At 65.4% G+C, this 23,942-nt stretch carries 22 protein-coding genes, 4 tRNA genes and 1 pseudogene; 26 read left to right on the forward strand and 1 reads right to left on the reverse strand.

Going from position 1 to position 23,942, the window contains the following annotated elements:
- The first annotated feature begins 316 nt into the window (after positions 1-316).
- Positions 317-1,339, forward strand: coding sequence for a polyprenyl synthetase family protein (locus tag A5780_RS08690; RefSeq protein WP_030516270.1), 1,023 nt, complete (start codon positions 317-319; stop codon positions 1,337-1,339).
- 124 nt (positions 1,340-1,463) lie between these two features.
- Complete coding sequence (gene htpX / locus A5780_RS08695; protein ID WP_063015380.1) at positions 1,464-2,342, forward strand: zinc metalloprotease HtpX; 879 nt, start codon at positions 1,464-1,466, stop codon at positions 2,340-2,342.
- Here htpX and A5780_RS08700 read toward each other — a convergent pair.
- A complete protein-coding gene (locus A5780_RS08700) occupies positions 2,339-2,830 on the reverse strand; it encodes a YajQ family cyclic di-GMP-binding protein (RefSeq protein ID WP_030516272.1) in 492 nt (163 codons plus the stop codon). The two genes, htpX and A5780_RS08700, sit on opposite strands and share 4 nt — an antisense overlap.
- A 163-nt stretch (positions 2,831-2,993) precedes the next feature.
- Between A5780_RS08700 and A5780_RS08705 the strand changes: the two genes are divergently transcribed.
- The 24 genes and pseudogenes from A5780_RS08705 to A5780_RS08820 form a co-directional block, all read left to right on the forward strand.
- Positions 2,994-3,074 (forward strand) — tRNA-Tyr (locus tag A5780_RS08705).
- Between the two features lie 336 nt (positions 3,075-3,410).
- A tRNA-Thr gene (locus A5780_RS08710) sits at positions 3,411-3,483 on the forward strand.
- Positions 3,484-3,560: 77 nt separating this feature from the next.
- Positions 3,561-3,633: transfer RNA gene (locus tag A5780_RS08715), tRNA-Met, on the forward strand.
- Positions 3,634-3,679: 46 nt separating this feature from the next.
- Positions 3,680-3,850 carry a 50S ribosomal protein L33 gene (rpmG, locus tag A5780_RS08720; RefSeq protein ID WP_011211653.1) on the forward strand — a complete coding sequence of 57 codons (171 nt, stop codon included), beginning with the start codon at positions 3,680-3,682 and terminating at the stop codon, positions 3,848-3,850.
- Between the two features lie 219 nt (positions 3,851-4,069).
- Positions 4,070-5,140, forward strand: coding sequence for a fused (3R)-hydroxyacyl-ACP dehydratase subunits HadA/HadB (locus tag A5780_RS08725; RefSeq protein WP_063015420.1), 1,071 nt, complete (start codon positions 4,070-4,072; stop codon positions 5,138-5,140).
- Positions 5,141-5,380: 240 nt separating this feature from the next.
- A tRNA-Trp gene (locus tag A5780_RS08730) sits at positions 5,381-5,453 on the forward strand.
- Positions 5,454-5,484: 31 nt separating this feature from the next.
- A complete protein-coding gene (gene secE, locus A5780_RS08735) occupies positions 5,485-5,901 on the forward strand; it encodes a preprotein translocase subunit SecE (RefSeq protein WP_030516274.1) in 417 nt (138 codons plus the stop codon).
- Between the two features lie 141 nt (positions 5,902-6,042).
- Positions 6,043-6,864, forward strand: a complete 822-nt coding sequence (nusG, locus tag A5780_RS08740; protein ID WP_064902346.1) for a transcription termination/antitermination protein NusG — start codon at positions 6,043-6,045, stop codon at positions 6,862-6,864.
- A gap of 70 nt (positions 6,865-6,934) precedes the next feature.
- Positions 6,935-7,369 (forward strand): 50S ribosomal protein L11, encoded by a 435-nt coding sequence (gene rplK, locus A5780_RS08745; RefSeq protein ID WP_030516276.1) that lies wholly within the window; start codon positions 6,935-6,937, stop codon positions 7,367-7,369.
- A 94-nt stretch (positions 7,370-7,463) separates the two neighbouring features.
- Positions 7,464-8,177, forward strand: coding sequence for a 50S ribosomal protein L1 (gene rplA, locus A5780_RS08750; RefSeq protein ID WP_064908188.1), 714 nt, complete (start codon positions 7,464-7,466; stop codon positions 8,175-8,177).
- A gap of 429 nt (positions 8,178-8,606) precedes the next feature.
- Positions 8,607-9,161, forward strand: coding sequence for a 50S ribosomal protein L10 (gene rplJ, locus A5780_RS08755; RefSeq protein ID WP_030516278.1), 555 nt, complete (start codon positions 8,607-8,609; stop codon positions 9,159-9,161).
- A gap of 75 nt (positions 9,162-9,236) precedes the next feature.
- Positions 9,237-9,623, forward strand: coding sequence for a 50S ribosomal protein L7/L12 (rplL, locus tag A5780_RS08760; RefSeq protein ID WP_063002280.1), 387 nt, complete (start codon positions 9,237-9,239; stop codon positions 9,621-9,623).
- A gap of 235 nt (positions 9,624-9,858) precedes the next feature.
- The gene (locus A5780_RS08765; protein ID WP_063015378.1) at positions 9,859-10,947 is read left to right on the forward strand and encodes an ABC transporter ATP-binding protein; all 1,089 of its coding nucleotides are present in this window, start codon (positions 9,859-9,861) and stop codon (positions 10,945-10,947) included.
- Positions 10,948-10,958: 11 nt separating this feature from the next.
- Complete coding sequence (locus A5780_RS08770; RefSeq protein ID WP_051025193.1) at positions 10,959-11,753, forward strand: ABC transporter permease; 795 nt, start codon at positions 10,959-10,961, stop codon at positions 11,751-11,753.
- A 41-nt stretch (positions 11,754-11,794) separates the two neighbouring features.
- Complete coding sequence (locus tag A5780_RS08775; protein ID WP_086006975.1) at positions 11,795-12,622, forward strand: ABC transporter permease; 828 nt, start codon at positions 11,795-11,797, stop codon at positions 12,620-12,622.
- 82 nt (positions 12,623-12,704) lie between these two features.
- Complete coding sequence (locus tag A5780_RS08780) at positions 12,705-14,060, forward strand: MCE family protein (RefSeq protein ID WP_030516283.1); 1,356 nt, start codon at positions 12,705-12,707, stop codon at positions 14,058-14,060.
- The gene (locus tag A5780_RS08785) at positions 14,057-15,136 is read left to right on the forward strand and encodes an MCE family protein (protein WP_174554990.1); all 1,080 of its coding nucleotides are present in this window, start codon (positions 14,057-14,059) and stop codon (positions 15,134-15,136) included. The genes A5780_RS08780 and A5780_RS08785 overlap by 4 nt, the downstream gene beginning before the upstream one ends.
- The gene (locus tag A5780_RS08790) at positions 15,136-16,146 is read left to right on the forward strand and encodes an MCE family protein (RefSeq protein ID WP_063015377.1); all 1,011 of its coding nucleotides are present in this window, start codon (positions 15,136-15,138) and stop codon (positions 16,144-16,146) included. The genes A5780_RS08785 and A5780_RS08790 overlap by 1 nt, the downstream gene beginning before the upstream one ends.
- Positions 16,146-17,432: an MCE family protein gene (locus tag A5780_RS08795; RefSeq protein WP_081879585.1), complete on the forward strand. Its 1,287-nt coding sequence runs from the start codon at positions 16,146-16,148 to the stop codon at positions 17,430-17,432. The genes A5780_RS08790 and A5780_RS08795 overlap by 1 nt, the downstream gene beginning before the upstream one ends.
- Positions 17,429-18,667: an MCE family protein gene (locus A5780_RS08800; RefSeq protein ID WP_082857112.1), complete on the forward strand. Its 1,239-nt coding sequence runs from the start codon at positions 17,429-17,431 to the stop codon at positions 18,665-18,667. Before A5780_RS08795 ends, A5780_RS08800 begins: the two co-directional genes overlap by 4 nt.
- A complete protein-coding gene (locus A5780_RS08805; protein ID WP_063015376.1) occupies positions 18,664-19,905 on the forward strand; it encodes an MCE family protein in 1,242 nt (413 codons plus the stop codon). The genes A5780_RS08800 and A5780_RS08805 overlap by 4 nt, the downstream gene beginning before the upstream one ends.
- A 49-nt stretch (positions 19,906-19,954) precedes the next feature.
- A complete protein-coding gene (locus A5780_RS08810) occupies positions 19,955-20,686 on the forward strand; it encodes a hypothetical protein (protein ID WP_082940820.1) in 732 nt (243 codons plus the stop codon).
- 13 nt (positions 20,687-20,699) lie between these two features.
- A complete protein-coding gene (locus A5780_RS08815; protein WP_064908189.1) occupies positions 20,700-21,461 on the forward strand; it encodes a hypothetical protein in 762 nt (253 codons plus the stop codon).
- 508 nt (positions 21,462-21,969) lie between these two features.
- Positions 21,970-23,942 (forward strand): annotated as a pseudogene (locus tag A5780_RS08820) (DNA-directed RNA polymerase subunit beta); the annotation flags it as partial.

The raw sequence follows: 23,942 nt of genomic DNA on the forward strand, positions 1-23,942 counted from the left end.
CGAAGCGTAGGCCGAAGATACAGCTTTTAGGGTGGGCACGCCTTAAACTCGCACGGTGGCCATGAATCAACCCGACTTCTGGGTATGCACTTCCGGGACGGCGCTCCAACCCAGTTTTCGGCCCGCCTCGATTTTGGACCGACGGAGCGAGGGAGCGCAGCGACTGAGCGGAGGAGGGAAAAATCGAGGCCCAAGGGGCCGAAAACCCGCCGGAGCGAAGCGGAGGCCACAGGCAGAGTGACGGTGTTCATGGGAGCGGGGAGGGCAACACGCTAGGTTCTTCGGTGTGGGGACGGACGCGGCATTGGGAGAAGACATGAGTGCATCGGCTGTGAGCGATGAAAGCACCGTGGTTGCCGGGGTCGATCTCGGCGATCCCGAGCTCGCGGCGACCGTGCGCAACGGGCTCGACGAGGTGGAGAAGCTGCTGGTCAGCGAGCTCTCCGATGGGGAGGACTTCCTGCTGGAAGCCGCGCTGCACCTGGCGCGCGCCGGCGGTAAGCGGTTCCGGCCGCTGTTCACCATCCTCACCGGCCAGCTCGGCCCGCGCCCGACCGACCCCGATCTGATCACCGCCGGCACGGTGGTGGAACTGGTGCATCTGGCCACGCTCTACCACGACGACGTGATGGACGAGGCGTCCATGCGCCGCGGCGCCCCCAGTGTGAACTCCCGATGGGGCAACAGCATCGCCATCCTCTCCGGCGACTACCTCTTCGCACACGCCTCGCGGCTGGTGTCCACCCTCGGCCCGGACGCGGTGCGCATCATCGCCGAGACCTTCGCCGAACTGGTCACCGGTCAGATGCGGGAAACCTTGGGCGCCAAGAAATCTCAGGATCCGGTCGAACACTATCTGCGGGTGGTGTGGGAGAAGACCGGCTCGCTGATCGCCGCGTCGGGGCGCTTCGGCGGCACCTTCTCCGGCGCGAGCCTCGACGACGTCGAGCGGCTGGCACGCCTGGGCGACGCCGTCGGCACCGCTTTCCAGATCTCCGACGACATCATCGACATCTCCTCGGTATCCGAGCAGTCCGGTAAGACGCCAGGCACCGACCTGCGCGAGGGTGTGCACACCCTGCCGGTGCTGTACGCGCTGCGCGACGAGGGCGCCGAGGGTGACCGGCTGCGCACGCTGCTGGCCCGGCCGCTGGAATCCGACGACGAGGTCGCCGAGGCGCTGGAACTGCTCTCGCGCTCGCGAGGCATGGTGCTGGCCAAGCAGAAGCTGCAGGGCTACGCCGATATCGCGCACGCCGAACTCTCGGCCCTGCCGCAGGGCCCGGCCAACGACGCGCTGGAACGCCTGGTCCGATACACCATCGAGCGGGTCGGCTGAGCCTTCCGTCGCGGCGGCCGACGGGGTGCCCGGACAGCCGGTTCGCGCTGGTGTGATCGATATCGCAGCGCGGAGAGCCGGACCGCGGGCGGAACCCGAGTTCGCCGCCGATCGTTGATCCGACATGCATGGTTACGCGAACGGTTTGAAGACCTTCGGGCTGATGGTGGGCCTGTCGGCACTGATCGTGTTCGCAGGTGCGATGTTCCGCAGCCCCACGATTCTGATCATCGCCATCCTGCTGGCCGTGGGCATGAACGCCTACGCCTATTTCAGCAGCGACAAGCTGGCCCTGCGGGCCATGCACGCGCAGCCGGTATCCGAACTCGAAGCGCCCGTGATGTACAAGATCGTGCGCGAGCTGGCCACCACCGCGCGCCAGCCCATGCCGCGGCTGTACATCAGCCCGACGAACGCGCCCAACGCGTTCGCCACCGGTCGCAACCCGCGCCATGCGGCGGTGTGCTGTACCAGCGGCATCCTGCAGATCCTCGACGAACGGGAACTGCGCGCGGTGCTCGGCCACGAACTGTCGCATGTCTACAACCGCGACATCCTGATCTCCTCGGTGGCCGGTGCCCTCGCCGCGGTCATCTCCGGCCTCGCCAACCTGGCCTTCTTCGCGAGCATGTTCGGCGGCGGCAGCCGCGACGGTGAAGGCCCGAACATCCTCGGCGTGTTGTTGGTCTCACTGCTGGGCCCGATCGCCGCCACCCTGATCAAACTCGCCGTCTCCCGCTCCCGCGAATACCAGGCCGATCAGGACGGCGCCGAACTCACCGGCGACCCGCTGGCCCTGGCCTCGGCGCTGCGCAAACTCGAACGCGGCACCCAGGCCGCGCCGCTGCCGCCCGAGCCGCAGCTGACCGCGCAGTCACACCTGATGATCGCCAACCCCTTCCGGGCGGGCGACAAGATGGCGCGCTGGTTCTCCACCCACCCGCCCATGGGCGAACGCATCCAGCGCCTCGAGCACATGGCGGGCGGGCCCCGCAGGTACTAGCGGTAGTTGACGAACTGCAGGGCCACGTCCAGGTCCGCACCCTTGAGCAGGGCGATGACGGCCTGCAGATCGTCGCGCTTCTTACCGCTGACCCGCAGTTCGTCGCCCTGGATCTGCGCCTTCACGCCCTTGGGGCCCTCGTCGCGGATCTTCTTGGCGATCTTCTTCGCGTTCTCCGGGGAGATGCCCTGGACCAGGGTTCCGGTGATCTTGTAGGTCTTGCCGGAGGCCGCCGGCTCGCCCGCGTCGAAGGCCTTCAGCGAGATGTCGCGGCGGATCAGCTTCTCCTTGAACACCTCCAGCGCCGCCTTCACCCGTTCCTCGGATTCGGCCGACAGCACGATCTTCTCTTCACCCGACCACTCGATGCTCGCACCCGTGCCGCGGAAGTCGTAGCGGGTGTTGAGCTCCTTGGCCGCCTGGTTGAGGGCGTTGTCGACCTCCTGCCGGTCGACCTTGCTGACGACATCGAATGACGAATCGGCCACGCTGCGCTCCTGTCTGACGGCTCACATTTCACCCGGAACTCCGGTAGGGAACTTTCTACCCCGGCCGCCGCGCAGCGGTCACGGCACCCCCGCTGGCCAGCCGGTTTGCATCCGGGCGCCCTGGTCGTTGTATTCTGCTCTGCGCGCTGGCAACAGTGCGAAAGGCGGATTGCCCGAGTGGCCAAAGGGAGCTGACTGTAAATCAGCCGCGCAAGCTTCGGAGGTTCGAATCCTTCATCCGCCACCCTCTCAGGGCTCCTCCTACTCGGGAGGAGCCCTCGTCATTTTCGAGGGTGATTTGTGGGGGCCCGGCCCCCACACCCCCACGCCGGAGGGGCTTCGCCCCCCGGACCCCCCTTCCAGCCGGTGGCGTTTCTCGTGTCGGTTGCCGAGCGGTCGTTCTCGGTCCTAGCACCGTTCGGGGCAACCTCGGGGGATCGTTCGTTCGCGGCGGCGGAGCCGGTGCAGAAAATACGGCTCTTACCAGCTGGTTTGGTAACTTTGCCGGGGAGTGTGTAACCTCGTTCAAGGCTTCAGCGCCCCGGGTTCGAGGATTCGAGTTCGGAGCGAATGTAGCCATGCCCCCTTAGCTCAGTCGGCAGAGCGTTTCCATGGTAAGGAAAAGGTCAACGGTTCGATTCCGTTAGGGGGCTCGCCGGATTGCCGGTGGTGACCGACTCGGCACTCCACACAGAGCCGAACCTGGTTCCGCCCGCATTGCCGCGCATATGGCGGTGTAGCTCAGGCGGTAGAGCAAACGACTCATAATCGTTGTGTCGCCGGTTCGAGTCCGGCCATCGCTACCCATACTGATTGACCCTCTAGGTTGACCGGAAAGAAGGCATAATCGTGGCCGCGAAGTCCACCGATGTCCGGCCAAAGATCACCTTGGCCTGCGAGCAGTGCAAGCATCGCAACTACATCACCAAGAAGAACCGGCGCAACGACCCGGATCGTCTGGAGCTGAAGAAGTTCTGCCCGAACTGCGGCACCCACCGGGCGCACCGCGAATCTCGCTAGATCTCATCGCGTGCACGCTGCCGCGCGCGAAGTCGGCGCCCGGATTCAGGGAGGTCTGTCGATGACCTTCCCGGATATTCGTGGACCGCGCCGACCCATGCAGCACTCCATGCCGGAGCAGGTTTCCCGACCCGCTCCGGCATTTGCTGTACATGCGGTAGTTTCACGCTCCGCAGACTCCCGGTAGCGGAGTCAGATAGGGACCTACTCTCCGTGACAATCAACACCGGAACCGATGCCGTGGACGCGCAGACCGCCGACAGTGAACCGTTCGACCCCTCGGCCCACGCCGCCGCCATGGTCGGGCACCACTACCGCGTCGACGACTACTACGAGGTCGGGCGCGAGAAGGTGCGCGAGTACGCACGCGCGGTGCAGGACTACCACCCCGCGCACTGGGACGAGAGCGTCGCCCGCGACTACGGCCACGACGGCCTGCTCGCACCGGTGACATTCATCTCCCTGGTCGGCATCCTGGCTCAGCGCAAGCTGTTCGAGCAGGTCGTCACGGGTTACGACCTGAGCCAGATCATGCAGACCGACCAGATCCTGGAATTCCACCGCCCGATCCGGGTCGGCGACCAGCTCACCTGCGACGTCTACCTGCACTCGTTCCGGCAGGCCTTCGGCGGCGACATCATCGTCACCAAGAACATCGTCACGGCGCAGAACGACGAGCTGGTGCTCACCACCTACACCACCCTGGTCGGCCGCAGCGGCGGTGACGTCGATCCCAATATCGCCGACGCGGTCCGCAACATCCTCATGCACGGCATGGGTGAGGCCCCCGACCGTCCCACCGCCGAGCCGCCCATCACCGCGCCCCCGGTGCCGGTGACCACCGTTCCCGAGGTCACCGTCAGCAGCCACACGCGCTCGTTCGACAGCGTGGCCGTCGGCGACGAGCTGCCGACTCGCGTCGTCCGGCTCACCCGCGGCGATCTGGTGAACTACGCCGGCGTCTCCGGTGACGCGAACCCGATCCACTGGAGCGACGAGGTCGTGGCACTCGCCGGCCTGGACAACGTGGTCGCGCACGGCATGCTGACCATGGGCCTGGGCGGCGGATTCGTCACCTCCTGGCTCGGTGATCCGGGCGCGGTGAAGGAATACAACGTGCGGTTCACCAGCCCCGTCTACGTGCCCAGCGATCATCCGGCCGAGGTCGAATACACCGGCAAGGTGAAGTCGGTGGATCCGGAGAACCGCACCGCCGTGATCGCGATCGTCGCCAGATCCGGCGGCCGGAAGATCTTCGGACGTGCGACCGCGACGGTGCAGCTGGCATGATGGTCGGCGGGCCGGTAAGCCGCTTCGCGGTGGCGGACGGCCCGATTGGCTATCCGCCGGGGCGGTAACGTACACTCGGATTTCTGGGGTCGCCAGCCACTGCGCGCTGCTCTGAGGGGCTGGTTCCGGGCGGGTGACCGCCGGGGCCGGCACACCGGCGGAGCGGCGCGCGTGTTGTGTGGCCCCGGGTTGGCACAACTGAATAAGCACCGTGCTGGATGACATTGCGATTCCAGCCGAAGGGGCGTAGCTCAATTGGCAGAGCAGCGGTCTCCAAAACCGCAGGTTGCAGGTTCAAGTCCTGTCGCCCCTGCACTGGATGCCAGCGACGAGAGAGGGTTCACGTGAGCGACGAGCGGGACATTCGCCACGGCGCGCATGCCGCCGATGACGAAGACACCGCTGCGGTCAGCCGGCCGAGTGGTAAGCGGTCGACTCGCCGGGCTCGCGCCGGATCCTCCTCGGACACCGGCTCCGTCGCCACGATCGACCGTGGTGACAGCTCGGATTCGGCATCGCGTAAGGCGTCCAAGTCGGCGGGGAAGAAGAAGACCGCCGAACGCGGTAGGGGCAATCCCTTCAAGCGTCTGGTGAAGTTCCTGCGGGAAGTCATCGCGGAACTGCGCAAGGTGATCTGGCCCAACCGCAAGCAGATGGTCACCTATACGAGCGTTGTCCTGGTGTTCGTGATCTTCATGGTCGCGTACATCAGCGGGTTGGACCTGGCGTTCATCAAGGGTGTCAACTGGCTGTTCGGCTAGCTGACCGGGTGCGTCAGGAGCGGAGCCTGCGGAGCGACCCATGGGCGCTGCTAGCCGTCCGCCACGCGAGGACGGAAACCATCCGCCGGATTCACCTCCGGCGTAGTGGATGTACGTGACGACACAGGAAGCGAGTGCCCAGTGAGCACCCCGGAGAACGGCACAACCGACGAGTTCCCGGTCGACGACGAGGCGGCGGAGACGGCCGTCGACGAGGCGACCGTCTCGGACGGTACCGAGGCGTCCTCCGGCGAAGTCGAGGGCGACACCGATACCGACGAGACCGAGACCGGCGCATCCGCGGAGCCCGCGGCACCGGAAGAGCCTGCCGACCCCGTCGCCGAGATGAAGGCCGCGCTGCGTCGCGCCCCCGGTGACTGGTACGTCATCCACTCCTACGCCGGTTACGAGAACAAGGTGAAGACCAACCTCGAGACCCGCGTGCAGAACCTGGGCCTCGAGGACTACATCTTCCAGGTCGAGGTGCCGACCGAGCAGGTCACCGAGATCAAGAACGGCCAGCGCAAGAACGTGCAGCGCAAGGTGCTGCCCGGTTACATCCTGGTCCGGATGGATCTCAACGACGAATCGTGGGGCGCGGTCCGCAACACCCCCGGCGTCACCGGATTCGTCGGCGCCACGTCCCGCCCGTCGCCGCTGACGATCAACGACGTGGTCAAGTTCCTGGTCCCGGCCGAGCAGCAGCAGAAGAAGCCGGCCGCCGCCGCGGCGGGTGCCGCCGCGTCCACGTCGGAGACCGTCACCGAGGCCGCGTCCAAGCCGGCCATCGAGGTCGACTTCGAGGTCGGCGAGTCGGTCACCGTCATGGACGGCCCGTTCGCGACGCTGCCGGCCAGCATCTCCGAGGTCAACGCCGAACAGCAGAAGCTGAAGGTGCTGGTGTCGATCTTCGGTCGCGAGACCCCGGTCGAACTCGCCTTCACGCAGGTCGCGAAGATCTAAGACTTCCGGGGTTCCGCCCCCGGGACAGGCTTACGGAAGTCCGTAAGGAACCTAAACCAAGGAAAGAAAGATGCCCCCCAAGAAGAAGAAGGTCGCCGGGCTCATCAAGCTCCAGATCCAGGCCGGTGCGGCCAACCCGGCCCCGCCGGTGGGTCCCGCGCTGGGTCAGCACGGCGTCAACATCATGGAGTTCTGCAAGGCGTACAACGCCGCGACCGAGTCGCAGCGCGGCAACGTCATCCCGGTCGAGATCACGGTCTACGAAGACCGCTCGTTCGACTTCAAGCTGAAGACTCCGCCCGCCGCCAAGCTGCTGCTGAAGGCCGCCGGTGTGCAGAAGGGCTCCGCCGAGCCGCACCGCAACAAGGTCGCCACGGTCACCATGGACCAGGTCCGTGAGATCGCCAAGACCAAGCAGGAAGATCTGAACGCCAACGACATCGATCAGGCGGCCAAGATCATCGCGGGTACCGCTCGCTCGATGGGTATCACCGTCGCCGACTGACGGTCCCCGTCTCCGCCGGTGACCGGCGGGATGTGCGTGGGAGGGACGGCCAGTCCCGACAACCACTTCTGACTTACGAACAGGACAGAGAATCATGGCAAAACGAAGCAAGGCTTATCTCGAGGCGGCCGCCAAGGTCGACCGCTCCCAGTTCTACACTCCGCTGTCGGCCACCCGGCTGGCGAAGGAGACCGCGACCACGAAGACCGACGCGACCGTCGAGGTCGCCGTCCGTCTGGGCGTCGACCCCCGCAAGGCCGACCAGATGGTCCGCGGCACCGTCAACCTGCCGCACGGTACCGGTAAGACCGCGCGCGTCATCGTGTTCGCGGCCGGCGAGAAGGCCGCCGAGGCCGAGGCCGCCGGTGCCGACGCCGTGGGCGCCGAGGATCTGATCGAGCGCATCCAGGGCGGCTGGCTGGACTTCGACGCCGCGATCGCCACCCCGGACCAGATGGCCAAGGTCGGCCGCATCGCGCGTGTGCTGGGCCCCCGCGGCCTGATGCCGAACCCGAAGACGGGCACGGTCACCACCGATGTGACCAAGGCCGTCAACGACATCAAGGGCGGCAAGATCAACTTCCGCGTCGACAAGCAGGCCAACCTGCACTTCGTGATCGGCAAGGCCTCCTTCGACGAGAAGAAGCTGGTCGAGAACTACGGCGCCGCGCTGGAGGAGATCCTGCGTGTGAAGCCGTCGACCGCCAAGGGTCGCTACGTCAAGAAGGTGACGATTTCGACGAACACCGGACCGGGCATCCCGGTGGACCCGAACCGCACCCGCAACCTCACCGAAGAGGACGCGTAAGCGTAGGTAGCTTTCGAATCCGAAGGGCCGGTAGGGATTTCCCCGCCGGCCCTTCGGTATTTCGGGAATCGCGGCGGAGCAGAGGCCTGCAGAGACGGCCGATTTTGGGTTTCAGCTGCTCATCCGCTATTCTGTACTGCGGTCGCTGACCAGTTCGGCGATCACCCCCAATCGTTCTACCGAAGACCGTTGGTTGCTGCCGTCAGGCAGTCGAAGGTCCGGCGATATTGCCGGCGGCCCACGCAGGGAGAGCCGAGGTGAGGGACGACATATGAGCCCGTGTGTTCATGTCGAGTTTCCTGTGCGCCCCGGGACCACTCTGCGTCCGGGGCGTTTGCTTTGTCGCCGGGTCGACGTAGCCTCCCCGGGCCCAGCCTCCGTGAGTCGGTAGTTCATCGCAGAACCGACCATCCAGAGAGGAGGCGAAGTATGGCGAAACCAGAGAAGGTCACCGCGGTCGCGGAGATCACCGAGCAGTTCAAGAGCGCTACGGCCACCGTGGTCACGGAATACCGTGGTCTGTCGGTCGGCAGCCTCACCCAGCTGCGTCGTGCGCTGGGCAGCAATGCCACCTACTCCGTCGCCAAGAACACCCTGGTCAAGCGTGCGGCCGCCGAGGCGGGCGTCGAAGGCCTGGATGACTTGTTCGTCGGTCCGACCGCGATCACCTTCATCACCGGTGAGCCGGTCGACGCCGCCAAGGCCCTGAAGACCTTCGCCAAGGACAACAAGGCGCTGGTCATCAAGGGTGGCTACATGGACGGCGCCCCGCTGTCGGTCTCCGAGGTCGAGCGCATCGCCGACCTGGAGTCGCGCGAGGTGCTGCTGGCCAAGCTGGCCGGCGCCATGAAGGGCAACCTGACCAAGGCGGCCGGCTTGTTCGCCGCGCCGGCCGGCCAGGTGGCTCGCCTGTTCGCCGCGCTCGAGGACAAGCAGCGCGCCGCGGGCGGTGCCGAGGCGGCTCCCGCCGCCGACGCCGAATAAGCCGACACGAACAAGTCGACAAACCAACTCTTATCTCCCCGCCGACGCGGGGATGAACTACCGAAAGGAAACACCATGGCCAACGTGGACGAGCTGCTCGAGACCATCGGCAACATGACCCTGCTGGAGCTCTCGGACTTCGTCAAGAAGTTCGAGGAGAAGTTCGAGGTCACCGCCGCCGCTCCGGTCGCGGTTGCCGCTGTCGCCGGTGGCGCTGCCGCCGGTGGCGCCGAGGCCGCCGAGGAGCAGGACGAGTTCGACGTCATCCTCGAGGGTGCCGGCGACAAGAAGATCCAGGTCATCAAGGTCGTGCGCGAGATCGTCTCCGGCCTGGGCCTGAAGGAAGCCAAGGACCTGGTCGAGGGTGCCCCGAAGCCGATCCTGGAGAAGGTCGCCAAGGACGCCGCCGACGCCGCCAAGGCCAAGCTGGAAGAGGCCGGCGCGAAGGTTTCCGTCAAGTAATTGCGGTAATCGAGTCCGGAAAAGAGCGGTCCCGTTGCGGGGCCGCTCTTTTCGCATTTTCGTGGTGAATGTTGTGGACCGCCGCGACCAGCTCATTACCGTCGACATTTCTACCGACCAGTCAGGTAGGGTGTCCTGCACCAGCGGCATGCGATACAGTGGCCGCACCCCAGTGTGACGCGTCACACCGCGCTGAAATACGGTGACGCGGCCATGGGCGCTCGTCAGAAGAAATATGGAGGTCGGCGTGGGCGTCGAAGTCAGGACCGAAGGTGTTACGAAATCTTTCGGGTCCCAGCGGATTTGGCAGGATGTCACTCTGACTCTGCCCACGGGGGAAGTCAGCGCTCTGCTCGGCCCCTCCGGTACCGGTAAGTCGGTGTTCCTGAAGTCGCTGATCGGTCTGCTGCGCCCCGAGCGCGGCTCGATCTACATCGACGGCACCGACATCACCACCTGCTCCAACAAGGAGCTCTACGAGATCCGCAAGTTGTTCGGCGTTCTGTTCCAGGACGGCGCGCTGTTCGGTTCGATGAACCTGTTCGACAACGTGGCCTTCCCGCTGCGCGAGCACACCAAGAAGAGCGAATCCGAGATCAAGCAGATCGTGATGGAGAAGCTCGAGCTGACCGGTCTGCTCGGCGCCGAAGGCAAACTGCCCGGTGAGATCTCCGGTGGTATGCGCAAGCGTGCCGGCCTGGCCCGCGCGCTGGTGCTGGACCCGCAGATCATCCTCGTCGACGAGCCGGACTCCGGTCTGGACCCGGTGCGTACGACCTATCTGTCGCAGCTGCTGATCGACATCAACGCGCAGATCGACGCGACGATTCTGATCGTTACCCACAACATCAACCTGGCTCGTAGCGTGCCCGACAACATCGGCATGCTCTTCCGCCGCCAGCTCGTCATGTTCGGTCCCCGCGAGGTGCTGCTGACGTCGGAGGAGCCGGTGGTGAAGCAGTTCCTCAACGGCCGCATGGTCGGTCCGATCGGTATGTCGGAGGAGAAGGACGAGGCCCAGATGGCGCGCGAGCAGGCGCTCGCCGACGCCGGCCACTACGACAACGGCACCGAGGAAATCGAGGGCATCATCCCGCAGATGAAGGCCACCCCGGGCATGCCTGTACGCCAGGCCGTGGAACGCCGCCGCCGCCGCGTACTCGAGATCATGCACACCCTGCCGCATTCCGCGCAGGTGGCGATCCGTGAGTCGATGGAAGAGAACGGCGATACACAAGTCCTTCCGGCGTATACGGGTAACGGTCCGCAATATCAGGGCGGCACGTACGACACCACCGTGCGTCACGACACAACCAACGGGTAACATACGCAACCGTGAATCAACCCCTGGCACGGCTGCGCACTCCGGTCGAGTCGGGATTTGCGCAGGCCGGCAATATTTTTGCGCTGCTCATTTCCGTGGCACGCAACACCCTGCGCCGGCCTTTCCAATGGCGTGAGTTTATTGAGCAGTCGTGGTTCATCGCGAGTGTCTCGATCCTGCCCGCCGCACTGGTGGCAATCCCGTTCGGCGCCGTTGTGGCATTGCAGACCGGTTCACTTATCAAGCAGCTCGGTGCTGAATCGTTCACCGGCGCAACCAGTGTGCTGGCAACTGTGCAGCAGGCCGCGCCCGTCGTCACCGCGCTGATCATCGCCGGTGCCGCGGGTTCGGCCGTTGCTGCCGACCTCGGCTCCCGCACCATCCGCGAAGAGATCGACGCGATGGAGGTGCTCGGCATCGATCCGGTGCAGCGCCTCGTCGTGCCGCGCGTGCTCGGCATGATGCTGGTGGCGCTGTTGCTCAACGGCCTGGTCTCGGTGGTCGGCATCTGCGGCGGATATTTCTTCAATGTGTTGCTGCAGGGCGGAACTCCCGGCGCCTACCTGGCGTCGTTCTCCGCGCTGGCGCAGCTCCCGGACCTCTGGATCGGTGAATTCAAGGCACTCATCTTCGGACTGCTCGCGGGCGTGATCGCCGCATACAAAGGTTTGAATCCCAAGGGGGGACCGAAAGGTGTTGGTGACGCGGTGAATCAATCCGTGGTGATCACCTTCCTGGTGCTCTTCTTCGTCAATCTGCTTTTGACGTTGGTGTACCTGCAGGTTGTCCCGGCCAAGGGTTCGTGACGATGGTTGTTTCCCAGCGTTCTCCGATCTTTTCGAGGCGGATGCGCCGAGTAGGCGCTGCGCTCAAGTCGCCGGTGAACGTCATCGATCGCGCGGGCGATCAGATGTCGTTCTATTCCAAGGCGATCGCGTGGATTCCGCGCACGGTCGTGCATTACCGCAAGGAGGTCATGCGGCTGCTGGCCGAGGTGACCTTCGGTTCGGGTGCACTCGCGGTCATCGGCGGCACCATCGGCGTCGTGGTGATGATGTCGGCCTCGGTCGGTGTGGTCGTCGGCCTGCAGGGCTTCAAAGCGCTCGACGCCCTGGGCAGTTCGGTGCTCACCGGCTTCCTGACCGGCTACATCAATACTCGCGAATTGGCGCCGCTGGTCGCGGCATTGGCGTTGTCGGCGACGGTCGGCTGTGGTTTCACCGCGCAATTGGGTGCGATGCGAATTTCCGAGGAAATCGACGCGCTCGAGGTGATGGCGGTACCCGGCGTTCCGTTCCTGGTGACCACACGCGTGATCGCCGGATTCGTCGCGGTCATTCCGCTCTACATCGTCGGCCTGCTCGGCACGTTCATAGCGTCCAGGCAGATCAGCGTGTGGTTCAACGGGCAATCCACGGGATCGTACGACCACTATTTCGGTCTGTTCCTGCCACCCGAGGACGTGCTGTATTCGTTCGTGAAGGTGCTGGTGTTCGCCTTCGTGATCATCCTGATCCATTGCTATTACGGCTTCAACGCCACCGGCGGACCGGCCGGCGTGGGCGTGGCCGTGGGCCGCGCGGTGCGTGCGTCGATCGTGCTGGTGAACATCCTCGACTTCTTCCTCAGCCTGGCGATCTGGGGTACGACGACAACAGTGCGGGTCGCGGGATGAGCGGACAGGGCCGCGGCGCGACCGACGGGTTCGGAGGCGGCAGCGTGCGTAACCACGCAGAACGGTCCCGAAAGGTGGGAGCATGAGCGCGCGCAGTGTGCAATTCTGGCGCTCTACCGAGAAACTCCGCATCCGCACGCTGGGCATCGTGTTCTTCGTGGTGATGGCGCTGTTTCTCGGTACGACGATCGCGTCCTACAACAAGGTGTGGGTCAAGGTCGTCAAGGTGGATCTGATCACCGATACCGTCGGAAACGCATTGACCCGCAACGCGGATGTGAAAGTCCGCGGGGTCAATGTCGGCGAGGTGCGGTCCAGTGAATCCGCGAACGGCAAGGTGACGCTGCACCTGGCGATCGATCCGGACAAGGCCTCGAAGATCCCGTCCAATGTGACGGCCCGGCTGCTGCCGAAGACCCTGTTCGGTGAGCGTTATGTCGACCTGGTCTGGCCCGAGCAGCCCAGCCCGAAGCATCTGCAGGCGGGGATGACGCTGTACCAGGACGCCAGCGGCAACGCGGTCGAGGTGAGCCAGCTGCTGGATTCGATCATGCCGCTGCTGCAGGCGATTCCGCCGCAGTATCTGGCCTCGACGCTGGGCGCGCTCTCGCAGGCGCTGGGCGGTCAGGGTGAGGAACTGGGCCACACCATCGATCGGCTGGACGACATCTTCCGCGATATCAACGGCGTGATGCCGCAGCTGCAGGACGACATCCACACCTTCGCGACGGTCGCCGACACCTATTCGGACGCGTTGCCGCAGCTGGTGGATGCCTTCGACAATCTGCGCACGCTGAATGCCACCATCGTGCAGAAGCGTTCGCAGTTGGACACGCTGTACTCGGTCCTGACCCCGACGTCGTCGAAGACCGCCGACTTCCTGACGGCCAACCACGACAACATCATCGACATCGCGGCCGATTCGCGGGGCGCGCTGGAACTGCTGGCGACGTACTCGCCGGAATACGCCTGCACGATGAAGAACTTCGCGCAGCTGAAGCCGCGCATCGACAACATCTTCGGCAAGGGCACCGATACCCCGGGCTCGCGCGTGACGATCGAGATCACCAACCCGCGTGGTCGTTATCTGCCGAATCAGGACGAGCCGCGCTGGCTGGACACGAACCGGCCGCCGGCATGTTTCCCCGAATATCCGCTGGGCGTGGACCCCGGTCAGTACCCGACCGGATCGGCCAACGACGGCTCTTACCAGCCGCCGACCCGCAATCCGGGCGACCAGAACATCGGTCAGCTGCCCCCGGCACAGTTCTCGGTCTACGGCGCGCAGAGCGCGACGAGTATGGGTTCGCCCGCCGAACAGCACACCCTGGGTGCGATCTACGGTGCGGCGAACGGGGTTTCGCCCGATCAGGTGCCCGGCTGGGTGAGCCGGATCGGCGCCCCCGCGATGCGTGGAAGTGAGGTGAGTGTGCGATGAAGGCAAAGTTGCGTGGTCTGGGCGGACCCCTGACCAAACTGGGCATCTTCGTGCTCGTGACAGTGCTCGCGACCGCGTTCCTGGCGCTCACCATCGCCAACTATTCCGGCGGCGGCACCGAGTTCAAGGCGCGGTTCAGTGATGTGACGTCGCTGAACAAGGGCGACGAGGTGCGCATCGCCGGTGTACGGGTCGGCAAGGTGACCAAGGTGTCGGTCGTCGACCGCAGCCTGGCCGAGGTGCATTTCCAGCTCACCGACCGGGATTGGCTGCCCGCCTCCACCACCGCGACCATCCGCTACCGCAACCTCGTGGGACAGCGGTACATCGCGTTGGAGCAGGGCGCCGGACAGCAGGGCCGCAAGATCACCGAGGGCGCCACGATTCCGCTGGAGCGGACCAAGCCCGCGCTGAATCTCACCACCCTGTTCAACGGTTTCCGGCCGCTGTTCCAGACGCTGTCGGCCGAGGACGTGAACAAGCTGTCCTACGAGATCATCCAGGTCTTCCAGGGTGAATCGGGCACGATCACCGATCTGGTGCGCAACACCGCGAGCCTGACGAACAAGATCGCCGACAAGGACGCCGTGATCGGCGAGATCGTCAAGAACCTCAACCAGGTGCTGGATGCGGTCAACGCCCGCGACGGACAGCTCAACGATCTGATCGTCAATACCGAGGCGTTGGTCAGCGGGCTCAATGCCGAACGCGGCACGATCGGCTCGGCGGTGCAGTCGCTGGGCAATCTCGCCTCGGCGACCGCCGATCTGCTGGTTCCCACCCGGCCGACCCTGCAGGGTTCGATCGCCGGTCTGAACCAGTTGACCGGGACGCTGAACGATCGCTCCGGCGAGGTGAACCAGGCACTGGAGAATCTGCCGATCAAGATGGAGAAACTGGGCCGGGCGGCCAGCTACGGCTCGTGGTTCCAGTTCTATCTCTGCGGTATCGATATCGTCGCCGGCCCCGGGGTGCAGGATGCGCCGCAATTGAACCTGCCGGCCCAGATGCCGACAGTGAATCAGCCGGTCTACACCAACCCGGCGCCGCGCTGTCACGGGAAGGGTGGCCGCTGATGGAAGACCGGGTTCTCTTCGGCAGGCGCAGCCCGGCGTTCATGGGCGGGCTCGGCCTGTTCATGGTGCTGCTGGTCGCGCTGTCGGCGTTCTTCTTGGACAAGCTGCCGATCATCGGCGCGAGCACCAGCTACACCGCGGAATTCTCCGAGGCGGCGGGCCTGAAAAAGGGTAACGAGGTTCGCATCGCGGGCGTGAAGGTCGGCGATGTGTCCGATGTGCGCCTGGACGGCGACCGCGTGCTGGTCGACTTCCGGACCAAGGACGCGTGGATCGGCGATGCCACCACCGCGTCCATCCAGATCAAGACCCTGCTCGGGCAGAAGTATCTGGCGCTGGATCCCAAGGGTTCCCACCCGGCCGATCCGGACAAGCGAATCCCGTTGTCGCGCACGGTTTCTCCGTACGATGTGGTCGAAGCCTTCAGCGACGCCGCGTCGAGTATCGAGAAGACCGACACCGCGCAGCTGGCCACCAGCTTCCGGGTGCTCTCGGATGCGTTCTCCGGCACCCCGCCGGAGATCCGCGGCTCGATCGACGGCGTCGCCCGGTTGTCGGAGACGCTGGCCAAGCGCGACGAAGAGCTCAAGCACCTGTTCAACGCGACCAACAAGACCACCAAGGTGCTCGCCGATCGCAACGAGCAGTTCGAGCGGTTGCTGGCCAACGGCGGTCAGCTGCTGGCCGAGTTGAACGTCCGCCAGCAGGCTATCTCGCAGCTGCTCAACGGAGCGAAAACCGTTGCCGCCGAATTGAGTGCGCTGGTGCACGACAACGAGCAGCAGATCGGTCCGGCGCTGACCAATCTGAAGAAGTCCATCGACATGCTCAACGACAATCAGCAGAACATCTCCAAGACGCTGAAGCTGGCGGCGCCGTTCTACGGCCTGTACGCCAACGTGCTGGGTAACGGGCGCTGGTTCGACGCGGTGATCGTCAACCTGATCCCGCCGGCGCTGCCGGAGATTCCGGGTAACCGCCCGCCGATCCGCACTCTGGGAGGCAACTGATGCAGGCTGCTCTCGGTAAGGGATCGCGCCGGGATCCGCTGACCGCGATCCGGGAATCCGGCCGCGGCACCAAGATCGCTCTCGCCCTCGGCACGGTCGCCGTGGTGGTCCTCGCCGGTGTGCTGTGGTGGGTGTTCAGCAGTTACAACACCACCAAGATCACCGCCTACTTCGACAAGTCGATCGGCATCTATGAGGGCTCCGAGGTGCGCATCCTCGGTGTCCCGGTGGGCAAGGTCGATTCGGTGACGCCGCAGGGCGATCAGGTGAAGGTCACCATGCACGTCGACCGGAAATACGACATTCCGGCCGACGCCAAGGCCGCTCAGATCACGCCGTCGGTGGTGTCGGACCGCTACATCCAGCTCACGCCCGTCTACAAGGGCGGGCCGAAGATGCCGCGCAACGCCACCATCCCGCGCGACCGCACGGCGACCCCGGTCGAGGTCGACCGGCTGTACAAGAGCATCCAGGAACTGTCGGATGCGTTGGGGCCCAACGGCGCCAACAAGGACGGCGCGGTGAACGAGCTGGTCCGCACCGGTGCGGCGAATCTGACCGGAAACGGCGACGCGCTGGCCAACAGCCTGACCCAGCTCTCGCACGCCGCCCGGTATCTGTCCGATGCCCGTGGTGACATCTTCGACACGATCAAGAATCTGCAGGTCTTCGTGCACACCCTGGCGGTCAACGACCAGCAGGTGCGCGAATTCAACACGCAGCTGGCGGATCTGGCCGGATTCCTCTCCGGTGAGCGGGAAAACCTCGGGCAGGCACTGAATCTGCTGTCGATCGCCCTCGGCGATGTCGCCCGGTTCATCGACAACAACCGGGATCTGGTGGCCGACAACGCCGACGCGCTGACCAAGCTGACCCAGACGCTGGCCGACCAGCGCCAGGATGTGGCGAACGCGCTGCCGGTGCTGCCGCTGGCGCTGAGCAACCTGATCAACATTCACAACGGTGAATCCGGCACGCTGGACATGCGTGCCAACTTCACCGATCTGCAGAACCCGTTCGGCGCCGTCTGCAAGATGCTCGACCTCGGCCAATTGCGGCCGGGCGACCCGAAATTCGATGCGATCAGCCGGCAGATGCGCCCGATTCTGGATCAGTGCAAGGTGATCACCGATCAGATCAAGGACGGTGTGCAGACGCCGTCGCTGGTGTTGCCGTTCGGCATCCTCAGCGGTGAGAACATCCAGAAGACCCCGGCTCCCGGCAGCGTGCCGGGCACCCCGTCGGACCGGCAGCCGCCGTCGCAGCAGGAAGGTGGCCAGCGATGACGCCCTTCGCATTCCGCAGGACGGCCCGCGGACTGGGTGCCGTCGCGGTGGTCGGCGTGACCGCGGTGCTGGTGGGTTCGTGCTCGTCGGACGGTATCTACAGCGTGCCGCTGCCCGGCGGCGCCGATGTGGGTGACCACCCGATGCATATCGACGTGCGCTTCGACGACGTGCTGGATCTGGTGCCGCAGTCGGCGGTCAAGGTCGAGGGTGTGCCGGTGGGGCGGGTGGAGTCCATCGACGTCGCCCCGGACGGCTGGACCGCCAGCGTGCACACGGTGGTCAACTCGTCGGTGAAGCTGCCCGCCAACGCGCACGCCGAGGTGCGGCAGTCCAATCTGCTCGGTGAGAAATTCGTCGAGTTGTCCGCGCCGAAGGACGAGGCCTCGCCCGATCGGTTGAAGGACGGCGCGGTCATCCCCGTCGACCGGACCCGGCACGCGGTCGAGATCGAACAGGTTCTCGGTGCGCTGTCGCTGCTGCTCAACGGTGGTGGCGTGGCGCAGCTGCAGCCCATCGTGGTGGAACTGAACAAGGCGCTGGCCGGCCGGGAGAACCGGGTGCGGTCGCTGCTGGATCAGGCCGACACCCTCATCGACGGCCTCAACCAGCAGGTTGCCGATATCCAGCACGCGCTCGACAGCCTGGGCACGTTGTCCAGCCGGGTGGGGCAGCAGTCCGATCAGATCGGCAAGATCCTCGACGAGCTGCCGGCCGGTATCAAGATTCTCGACGAGCAGCGGCCGCAGCTGATCGGCTTGCTGAAGCAGCTCGACCGGGTCGGTCAGGCGGGCGTCGACGTGCTGGACCGGTCCAAGGACAACCTGATCCGCGATCTGCAGTCGCTGCGGCCGACGCTGCAGGAGCTGGGCCGTTCGGCGCCGGATCTGGTGACCGCCTTCCCCCTCATTCCGACTTACCCGTTCCCGGACGAGGCGATCAAATCGACCTTCGGTGGTTCGGTGAACACCTGGCTGTCGGTGGATACGCAGATCGGCGTCCTGATGTCGAATCTCGGTGTGGGCAAACCGGATCCGGTGTACATCCCGCCGAAGTACGGGCCGCCGGTGCCGGTGGATCCGACCAATCCGTATTACAACGGCAACGGCCCGCGGCCGGGCTGGCCGACGGTATCGCTGGTGCCGCTGCCGCCGACCGTGGTGGCGCCGGCCCCGGCCAAGCCGGGTGACCCGATCGGGTCGATTCTGGATCAGTTGGGAGTGAAGCCGCGATGAGTAGATTGGTGCGCTACCAGCTGGTCGCCTTCGCGGTGATCGCCGTGCTCGGCGTGGTGTTCGTCGGCGCGAAGTACATCCACCTCGACCACATGCTCGGCTTCGGCCAGTATCAGGTGAAGGTGAAGGCGAAGACCACCGCCAACCTGTCCAAGGGCGCCGAGGTGACCTATCGCGGTGTGCCGGTCGGGCGGGTGGACTCGCTCGATGTCACCCCCGACGGCGTGATGATCTATCTGGAGCTGGATTCCGGGAAGCCGAAGGTCCCGGCCGGCGCCAAGGCCGTGATCGCCAACCGCTCGGCGATCGGTGAGCAGTACATGGATCTGGTGCCGGATACGGCGAAGGGGCCCTACCTGCGCGACGGCTCGGTCATCGACGGTGCCGAGACCCCGATTCCGGTCGAGGATCTGCTCGCCAGCGTCAACCACTTCTCGAGCACGACGGATCTGACGGCGTTGAGCACGACCGTCACCGAACTCGGTAAGGCCTTCGACGGACAGGGCGACAACCTGCGCATCCTCGTCGATTCGCTGAACAAGTTCTCCCAGACGGGAATCGGGGCGCTGCCGCAGACCGTGCAGTTGATCCGGGACGCTCAGACCGTACTCGGCACGCAAGCCGATCAGTCTCCGGCGATCCGGACCTTCAGCGACGGCCTGGATCGGCTCGCGGTGCAGCTGCGGGCCAACGATCCCGATATCCGGCGGTTGATCGGCACGGGCGCCGACGCCGGCGACCAGATCGGCAAGCTGCTCGATCAGAGCGCGCAGCCGCTGACCACGGATCTGTCGAATCTGCGGCTGCTGCTGCAGGCGGTGTCGCCGCAGACCTACACGCTGAAGCCGCTGCTGCAGATGCTGCCGCTGCTGTCGGTCGGTGGTTCGGCGACCGCGCCCGGCGACGGTACGACCCACTTCGGCCTGGTGCTGGAAACCAACAACCCACCGGCCTGTACCGTCGGGTACGAGGGAACTCAGCGCATTCTCGACCAGATGAAGGCGCAGAACCCCAATTTCGACGACACCCGTGACGATTTCCCGTTCAACACGGACGCGAAATGCACGGTGCCGTTCGGAAGTCCGACCGACGTCCGCGGCGGCGCGCGTGCGCAGTACGCCGATCCGAATGTCCCGCAGCCGTGGGATTCCAAGCCCAAGACCGATCCGGACAAGCTCAACCTGAGCCCCGTCGCCATCCAGCTGGCCACTCTCATCGGAGTGACTCCGAAGCGGTGAGGCGGGCACGGAGGCAAGTCCGGAAAACCGACGACGCTAGGGTGTCGCTGTGAGTTCTGATCTGCCCAACCCCTCCTCGCAACCTGCGGTGGAGCCGCCGGACGATGCCGAAAAGGCGGTAGCTGATCCGTCGCCGGCCGCCGCCCGGCCCAGCTCCTCGACGCTACGCACGGTCGTGACCTCGGTCGCGGCGGTGTGGCTGGTGGCGGCCCTGGTGCTGGCGGCCTGGTTCGGCGCCGGCTGGGTGCGCGCGATGTGGTTCACCGACGGTCCGCGCGCCGATGCGCGCGATACCGCGCTGGATGCGGCCCGGCAGGCGGCGATCAACCTCACCTCGATGAATCCCAGCGATGTCGAGGGGTCGATCACCACCATGCGGTCCTCGATGACCGGCGACATGCTGACCCAGCTCAACGAGAACCACGACCGCATCAAGGATGCCGCCGAGAAGTCGAAGACCAAGATCGACAGCAAGGTGCTGGGCGCGGCGCTGAGCTCGCTGGACAGTGAGCGCGACAAGGCCTCGGCGATCGTGGTGCTGAAACTCACGCAGACCGCGCCCAACGTTCCGGTGCAGTCCTTCCGGGCCACCTGGACGCTGGATATGAAGAAGGACGGCGACACCTGGAAGGCCGAGCAGGCCAATTCGCTCGGCCAGCTGGTGTCGCTGGACACCCCCGGTCCCGCCGGGGCGGCACAGCCGCCCGCGAACGGAAACGCCGCGCCGGCGCCGGCGCCCGCGAATCCGTCCGAGGCGCCCGCCCCCCAGCCGGGATCGTAGGAGAGGTACACCGATGGCATCCCGTCCGCCGATCAACAAGGTTTCCCCCCGGCTCACACCCGGCGATCGCTCGTCCGACGCCGCCGATCGCACGATCCGGCGTCGCGGCGCGGCCGATCGCGCCGCATCCGGCGGGAAGTCCGCCAAGCCCGCCGGTAAGCCCGCCAAAGCCAAATCACGCACCAAGACCGTGCGCGCGGGTGCCGCGGGCACCCGCCCGGCCCCGCCGGTGGCGTCGCGCCGGCCCCGGAAGTTGCCCCGCCCCGGCCGGCTGCCGCGTCCCGCATTGGCCACCTGGGGTCTGGCCGCGGGACTGATCGTGGCGAGCCTGCTGCTGACGGCGTTCGCCGTGGTCGCGGCCTTCAAGCCGGGGGTGGACGACGGCAACAAGGCCTTCGTCGACACCAAGGCCACCCAGGAAGTGACCGCAGCTGCCGACAACGCGCTCAAAACGGTCTATTCCTACGACGTGAAGACCGTCGGCGGCTACAAGGACGCCGTGCACAAGGTCGTCACAGGCAAGATGCGCGGCGATTTCGACAAATTCGCCGATACGACGATCTCCGCGATCCAGCAGGCGCAGTCGACCGCGCAGGCCACCCCCGATCCGATCGGTGTGACTTTGCTCACTGATGATCGGGCGGAACTGCTGGTGAATCTGACCGTCAGCGCGACCAAGAACGGCGCTCCGCAGGAGAGCGCCTCGGGTCCGATCGTGTTGCACATGCAGAAGGTGGACGGTCACTGGCTGGCGAGCGAGATCGCCGACCGTTGAGTGGCCCAGACGGATTCGGAAGTATGTTCGAGCCCGTCACCTGCGGAATCTTCCCAGCTCAGCGGCGGATATTCGCCCGCGTGACGGTGTGATTCGCCAGCGCCACAGGGGATCTCGCAGTTATCGAGGTGGTCTCGCCACTTGACGACTTACGTCCGAACCGTCACGCTATTCACAACAGCGGCAGCTGTGACAGGGTCGAGTACCCAGGTCGAGGCGCCGCCGGAGACTCGAACGCAGCCAGCGGAAGCGGGTCCGGCGCGCCGAACATCCGGAACTCGGTTCGGATGGTACTTTGACACCCCTTCTTCGTGGGTGTAGGTTTGGACTTTGCGCTGGCTGCCTCCTGTCCATTCCTTGATCGCATCACGAAAGTTCCACCGTTGAGGTGTTACTTCCGTTGTTTGCTGTTCGGGTTTTGTCCGGGTTGTAACCAGCAGAACTCGTAGCAGACAAGCGACGGTCGCTTGGTGTCTTGTACGTACAGGCACCGGGCGACGCGCGTGAGGTGCTGGAAGGACGCATCTTGGCAGTCTCCACCCAGACCAAGGCCGGTATTCCCGGAGCCCCGAAGCGGGTGTCTTTCGCGAAGATTCGTGAGCCCTTGGAGGTTCCGGACCTTCTCGATCTACAAACCGAATCGTTCGCGTGGCTGGTCGGTGCCCCCGATTGGCGTGAGCGGGCCATCGCCCGGGGCGACGCCAGCCCGGTCGGTGGGCTGGAGGAGGTGCTCGAGGAGCTCTCGCCGATCGAGGACTTCTCCGGTTCGATGTCCCTGTCCTTCTCCGATCCGCGCTTCGAAGAGGTCAAGGCCTCGATCGATGAGTGCAAGGACAAGGACATGACCTACGCGGCGCCGTTGTTCGTGACCGCGGAGTTCATCAACAACAACACCGGTGAGATCAAGTCTCAGACGGTCTTCATGGGTGATTTCCCGATGATGACCGACAAGGGGACGTTCATCATCAACGGCACCGAGCGCGTGGTCGTGTCGCAGTTGGTGCGTTCGCCGGGTGTGTACTTCGACGAGTCCATCGACAAGGGCACCGAGAAGACGCTGCACAGCGTCCGTGTCATCCCGTCGCGCGGTGCGTGGCTGGAATTCGATGTCGACAAGCGCGACACCGTCGGTGTGCGTATCGACCGCAAGCGTCGTCAGCCGGTCACCGTGCTGCTGAAGGCGCTGGGCATGACCACCGAGGAGATCACCGAGCGTTTCGGTTTCTCCGAGATCATGCTGTCGACCCTGGAGAAGGACAACACCGCCGGCCAGGACGAGGCGCTGCTCGACATCTACCGCAAGCTGCGTCCGGGCGAGCCGCCGACCAAGGAGTCCGCGCAGACCCTGCTGGAGAACCTGTTCTTCAAGGAGAAGCGCTACGACCTGGCTCGTGTGGGCCGCTACAAGGTCAACAAGAAGCTGGGCGTCAACGCCGGCGAGCCGATCACCGGTTCGACGCTGACCCGCGAGGACATCGTCGCCACCATCGAGTACCTGGTGCGTCTGCACCAGGGCGACAACTCGATGACCGTGCCCGGCGGCGTCGAGGTCCCCGTCGACGTCGACGATATCGACCACTTCGGCAACCGTCGCCTGCGTACCGTCGGCGAGCTGATCCAGAACCAGCTGCGCGTCGGCCTCTCGCGTATGGAGCGGGTCGTGCGTGAGCGCATGACCACCCAGGACGTCGAGGCCATCACCCCGCAGACCCTGATCAACATCCGCCCGATCACGGCGGCGATCCGGGAGTTCTTCGGCACCTCGCAGCTGTCGCAGTTCATGGACCAGAACAACCCGCTGTCGGGTCTGACCCACAAGCGTCGTCTGTCGGCGCTGGGCCCGGGTGGTCTGTCCCGTGAGCGCGCCGGCCTGGAAGTCCGCGACGTGCACCCCTCGCACTACGGCCGCATGTGCCCGATCGAGACCCCGGAAGGCCCGAACATCGGCCTGATCGGTTCGCTGTCGGTGTACGCGCGGGTCAACCCGTTCGGCTTCATCGAGACCCCCTACCGCAAGGTGGAGAACGGCCGCGTCACCGACGAGGTCAAGTACCTGACCGCCGACGAGGAGGACCGGCACGTCCGGGCCCAGGCGAACTCGCCCGTCGACGCCGACGGCAACTTCCTCGACGACCGCGTGCTCGCCCGCCGTGGTAACGAGGAGATGGAATTCGTCTCCCCGGCCGAGGTCGATTACATGGACGTCTCCCCGCGCCAGATGGTGTCGGTGGCGACGGCGATGATTCCGTTCCTCGAGCACGACGACGCCAACCGCGCCCTGATGGGCGCGAACATGCAGCGTCAGGCCGTGCCGCTGATCCGTTCCGAGTCGCCGCTGGTCGGCACCGGTATGGAGCTGCGTGCCGCGGTGGACGCCGGCGACGTCGTCGTCAACGAGAAGCCGGGTGTGGTGGAAGAGGTTTCGGCCGACTACATCACCGTCATGCACGACGACGGCACTCGTAAGAGCTACCGGATGCG

It is taken from the genome of Nocardia sp. 852002-20019_SCH5090214 (genome assembly GCF_001665865.1).
Taxonomy (GTDB): Bacteria; Actinomycetota; Actinomycetes; order Mycobacteriales; family Mycobacteriaceae; genus Nocardia; species Nocardia nova.

Coding starts and splice junctions, on each gene's coding strand:
- A5780_RS08790 (WP_063015377.1), top strand. CDS start 15,136: ATGGAAGACCGGGTTCTCTTCGGCAGGCGCAGCCCGGCGTTCATGGGC.
- A5780_RS08815 (WP_064908189.1), top strand. CDS start 20,700: ATGGCATCCCGTCCGCCGATCAACAAGGTTTCCCCCCGGCTCACACCC.
- A5780_RS08765 (WP_063015378.1), top strand. CDS start 9,859: ATGGAGGTCGGCGTGGGCGTCGAAGTCAGGACCGAAGGTGTTACGAAA.
- A5780_RS08775 (WP_086006975.1), top strand. CDS start 11,795: ATGCGCCGAGTAGGCGCTGCGCTCAAGTCGCCGGTGAACGTCATCGAT.
- A5780_RS08785 (WP_174554990.1), top strand. CDS start 14,057: ATGAAGGCAAAGTTGCGTGGTCTGGGCGGACCCCTGACCAAACTGGGC.
- A5780_RS08780 (WP_030516283.1), top strand. CDS start 12,705: ATGAGCGCGCGCAGTGTGCAATTCTGGCGCTCTACCGAGAAACTCCGC.
- rplK (WP_030516276.1), top strand. CDS start 6,935: ATGCCCCCCAAGAAGAAGAAGGTCGCCGGGCTCATCAAGCTCCAGATC.
- rplA (WP_064908188.1), top strand. CDS start 7,464: ATGGCAAAACGAAGCAAGGCTTATCTCGAGGCGGCCGCCAAGGTCGAC.
- A5780_RS08800 (WP_082857112.1), top strand. CDS start 17,429: ATGACGCCCTTCGCATTCCGCAGGACGGCCCGCGGACTGGGTGCCGTC.
- htpX (WP_063015380.1), top strand. CDS start 1,464: ATGCATGGTTACGCGAACGGTTTGAAGACCTTCGGGCTGATGGTGGGC.
- A5780_RS08795 (WP_081879585.1), top strand. CDS start 16,146: ATGCAGGCTGCTCTCGGTAAGGGATCGCGCCGGGATCCGCTGACCGCG.
- rplJ (WP_030516278.1), top strand. CDS start 8,607: ATGGCGAAACCAGAGAAGGTCACCGCGGTCGCGGAGATCACCGAGCAG.
- A5780_RS08805 (WP_063015376.1), top strand. CDS start 18,664: ATGAGTAGATTGGTGCGCTACCAGCTGGTCGCCTTCGCGGTGATCGCC.
- A5780_RS08690 (WP_030516270.1), top strand. CDS start 317: ATGAGTGCATCGGCTGTGAGCGATGAAAGCACCGTGGTTGCCGGGGTC.
- rplL (WP_063002280.1), top strand. CDS start 9,237: ATGGCCAACGTGGACGAGCTGCTCGAGACCATCGGCAACATGACCCTG.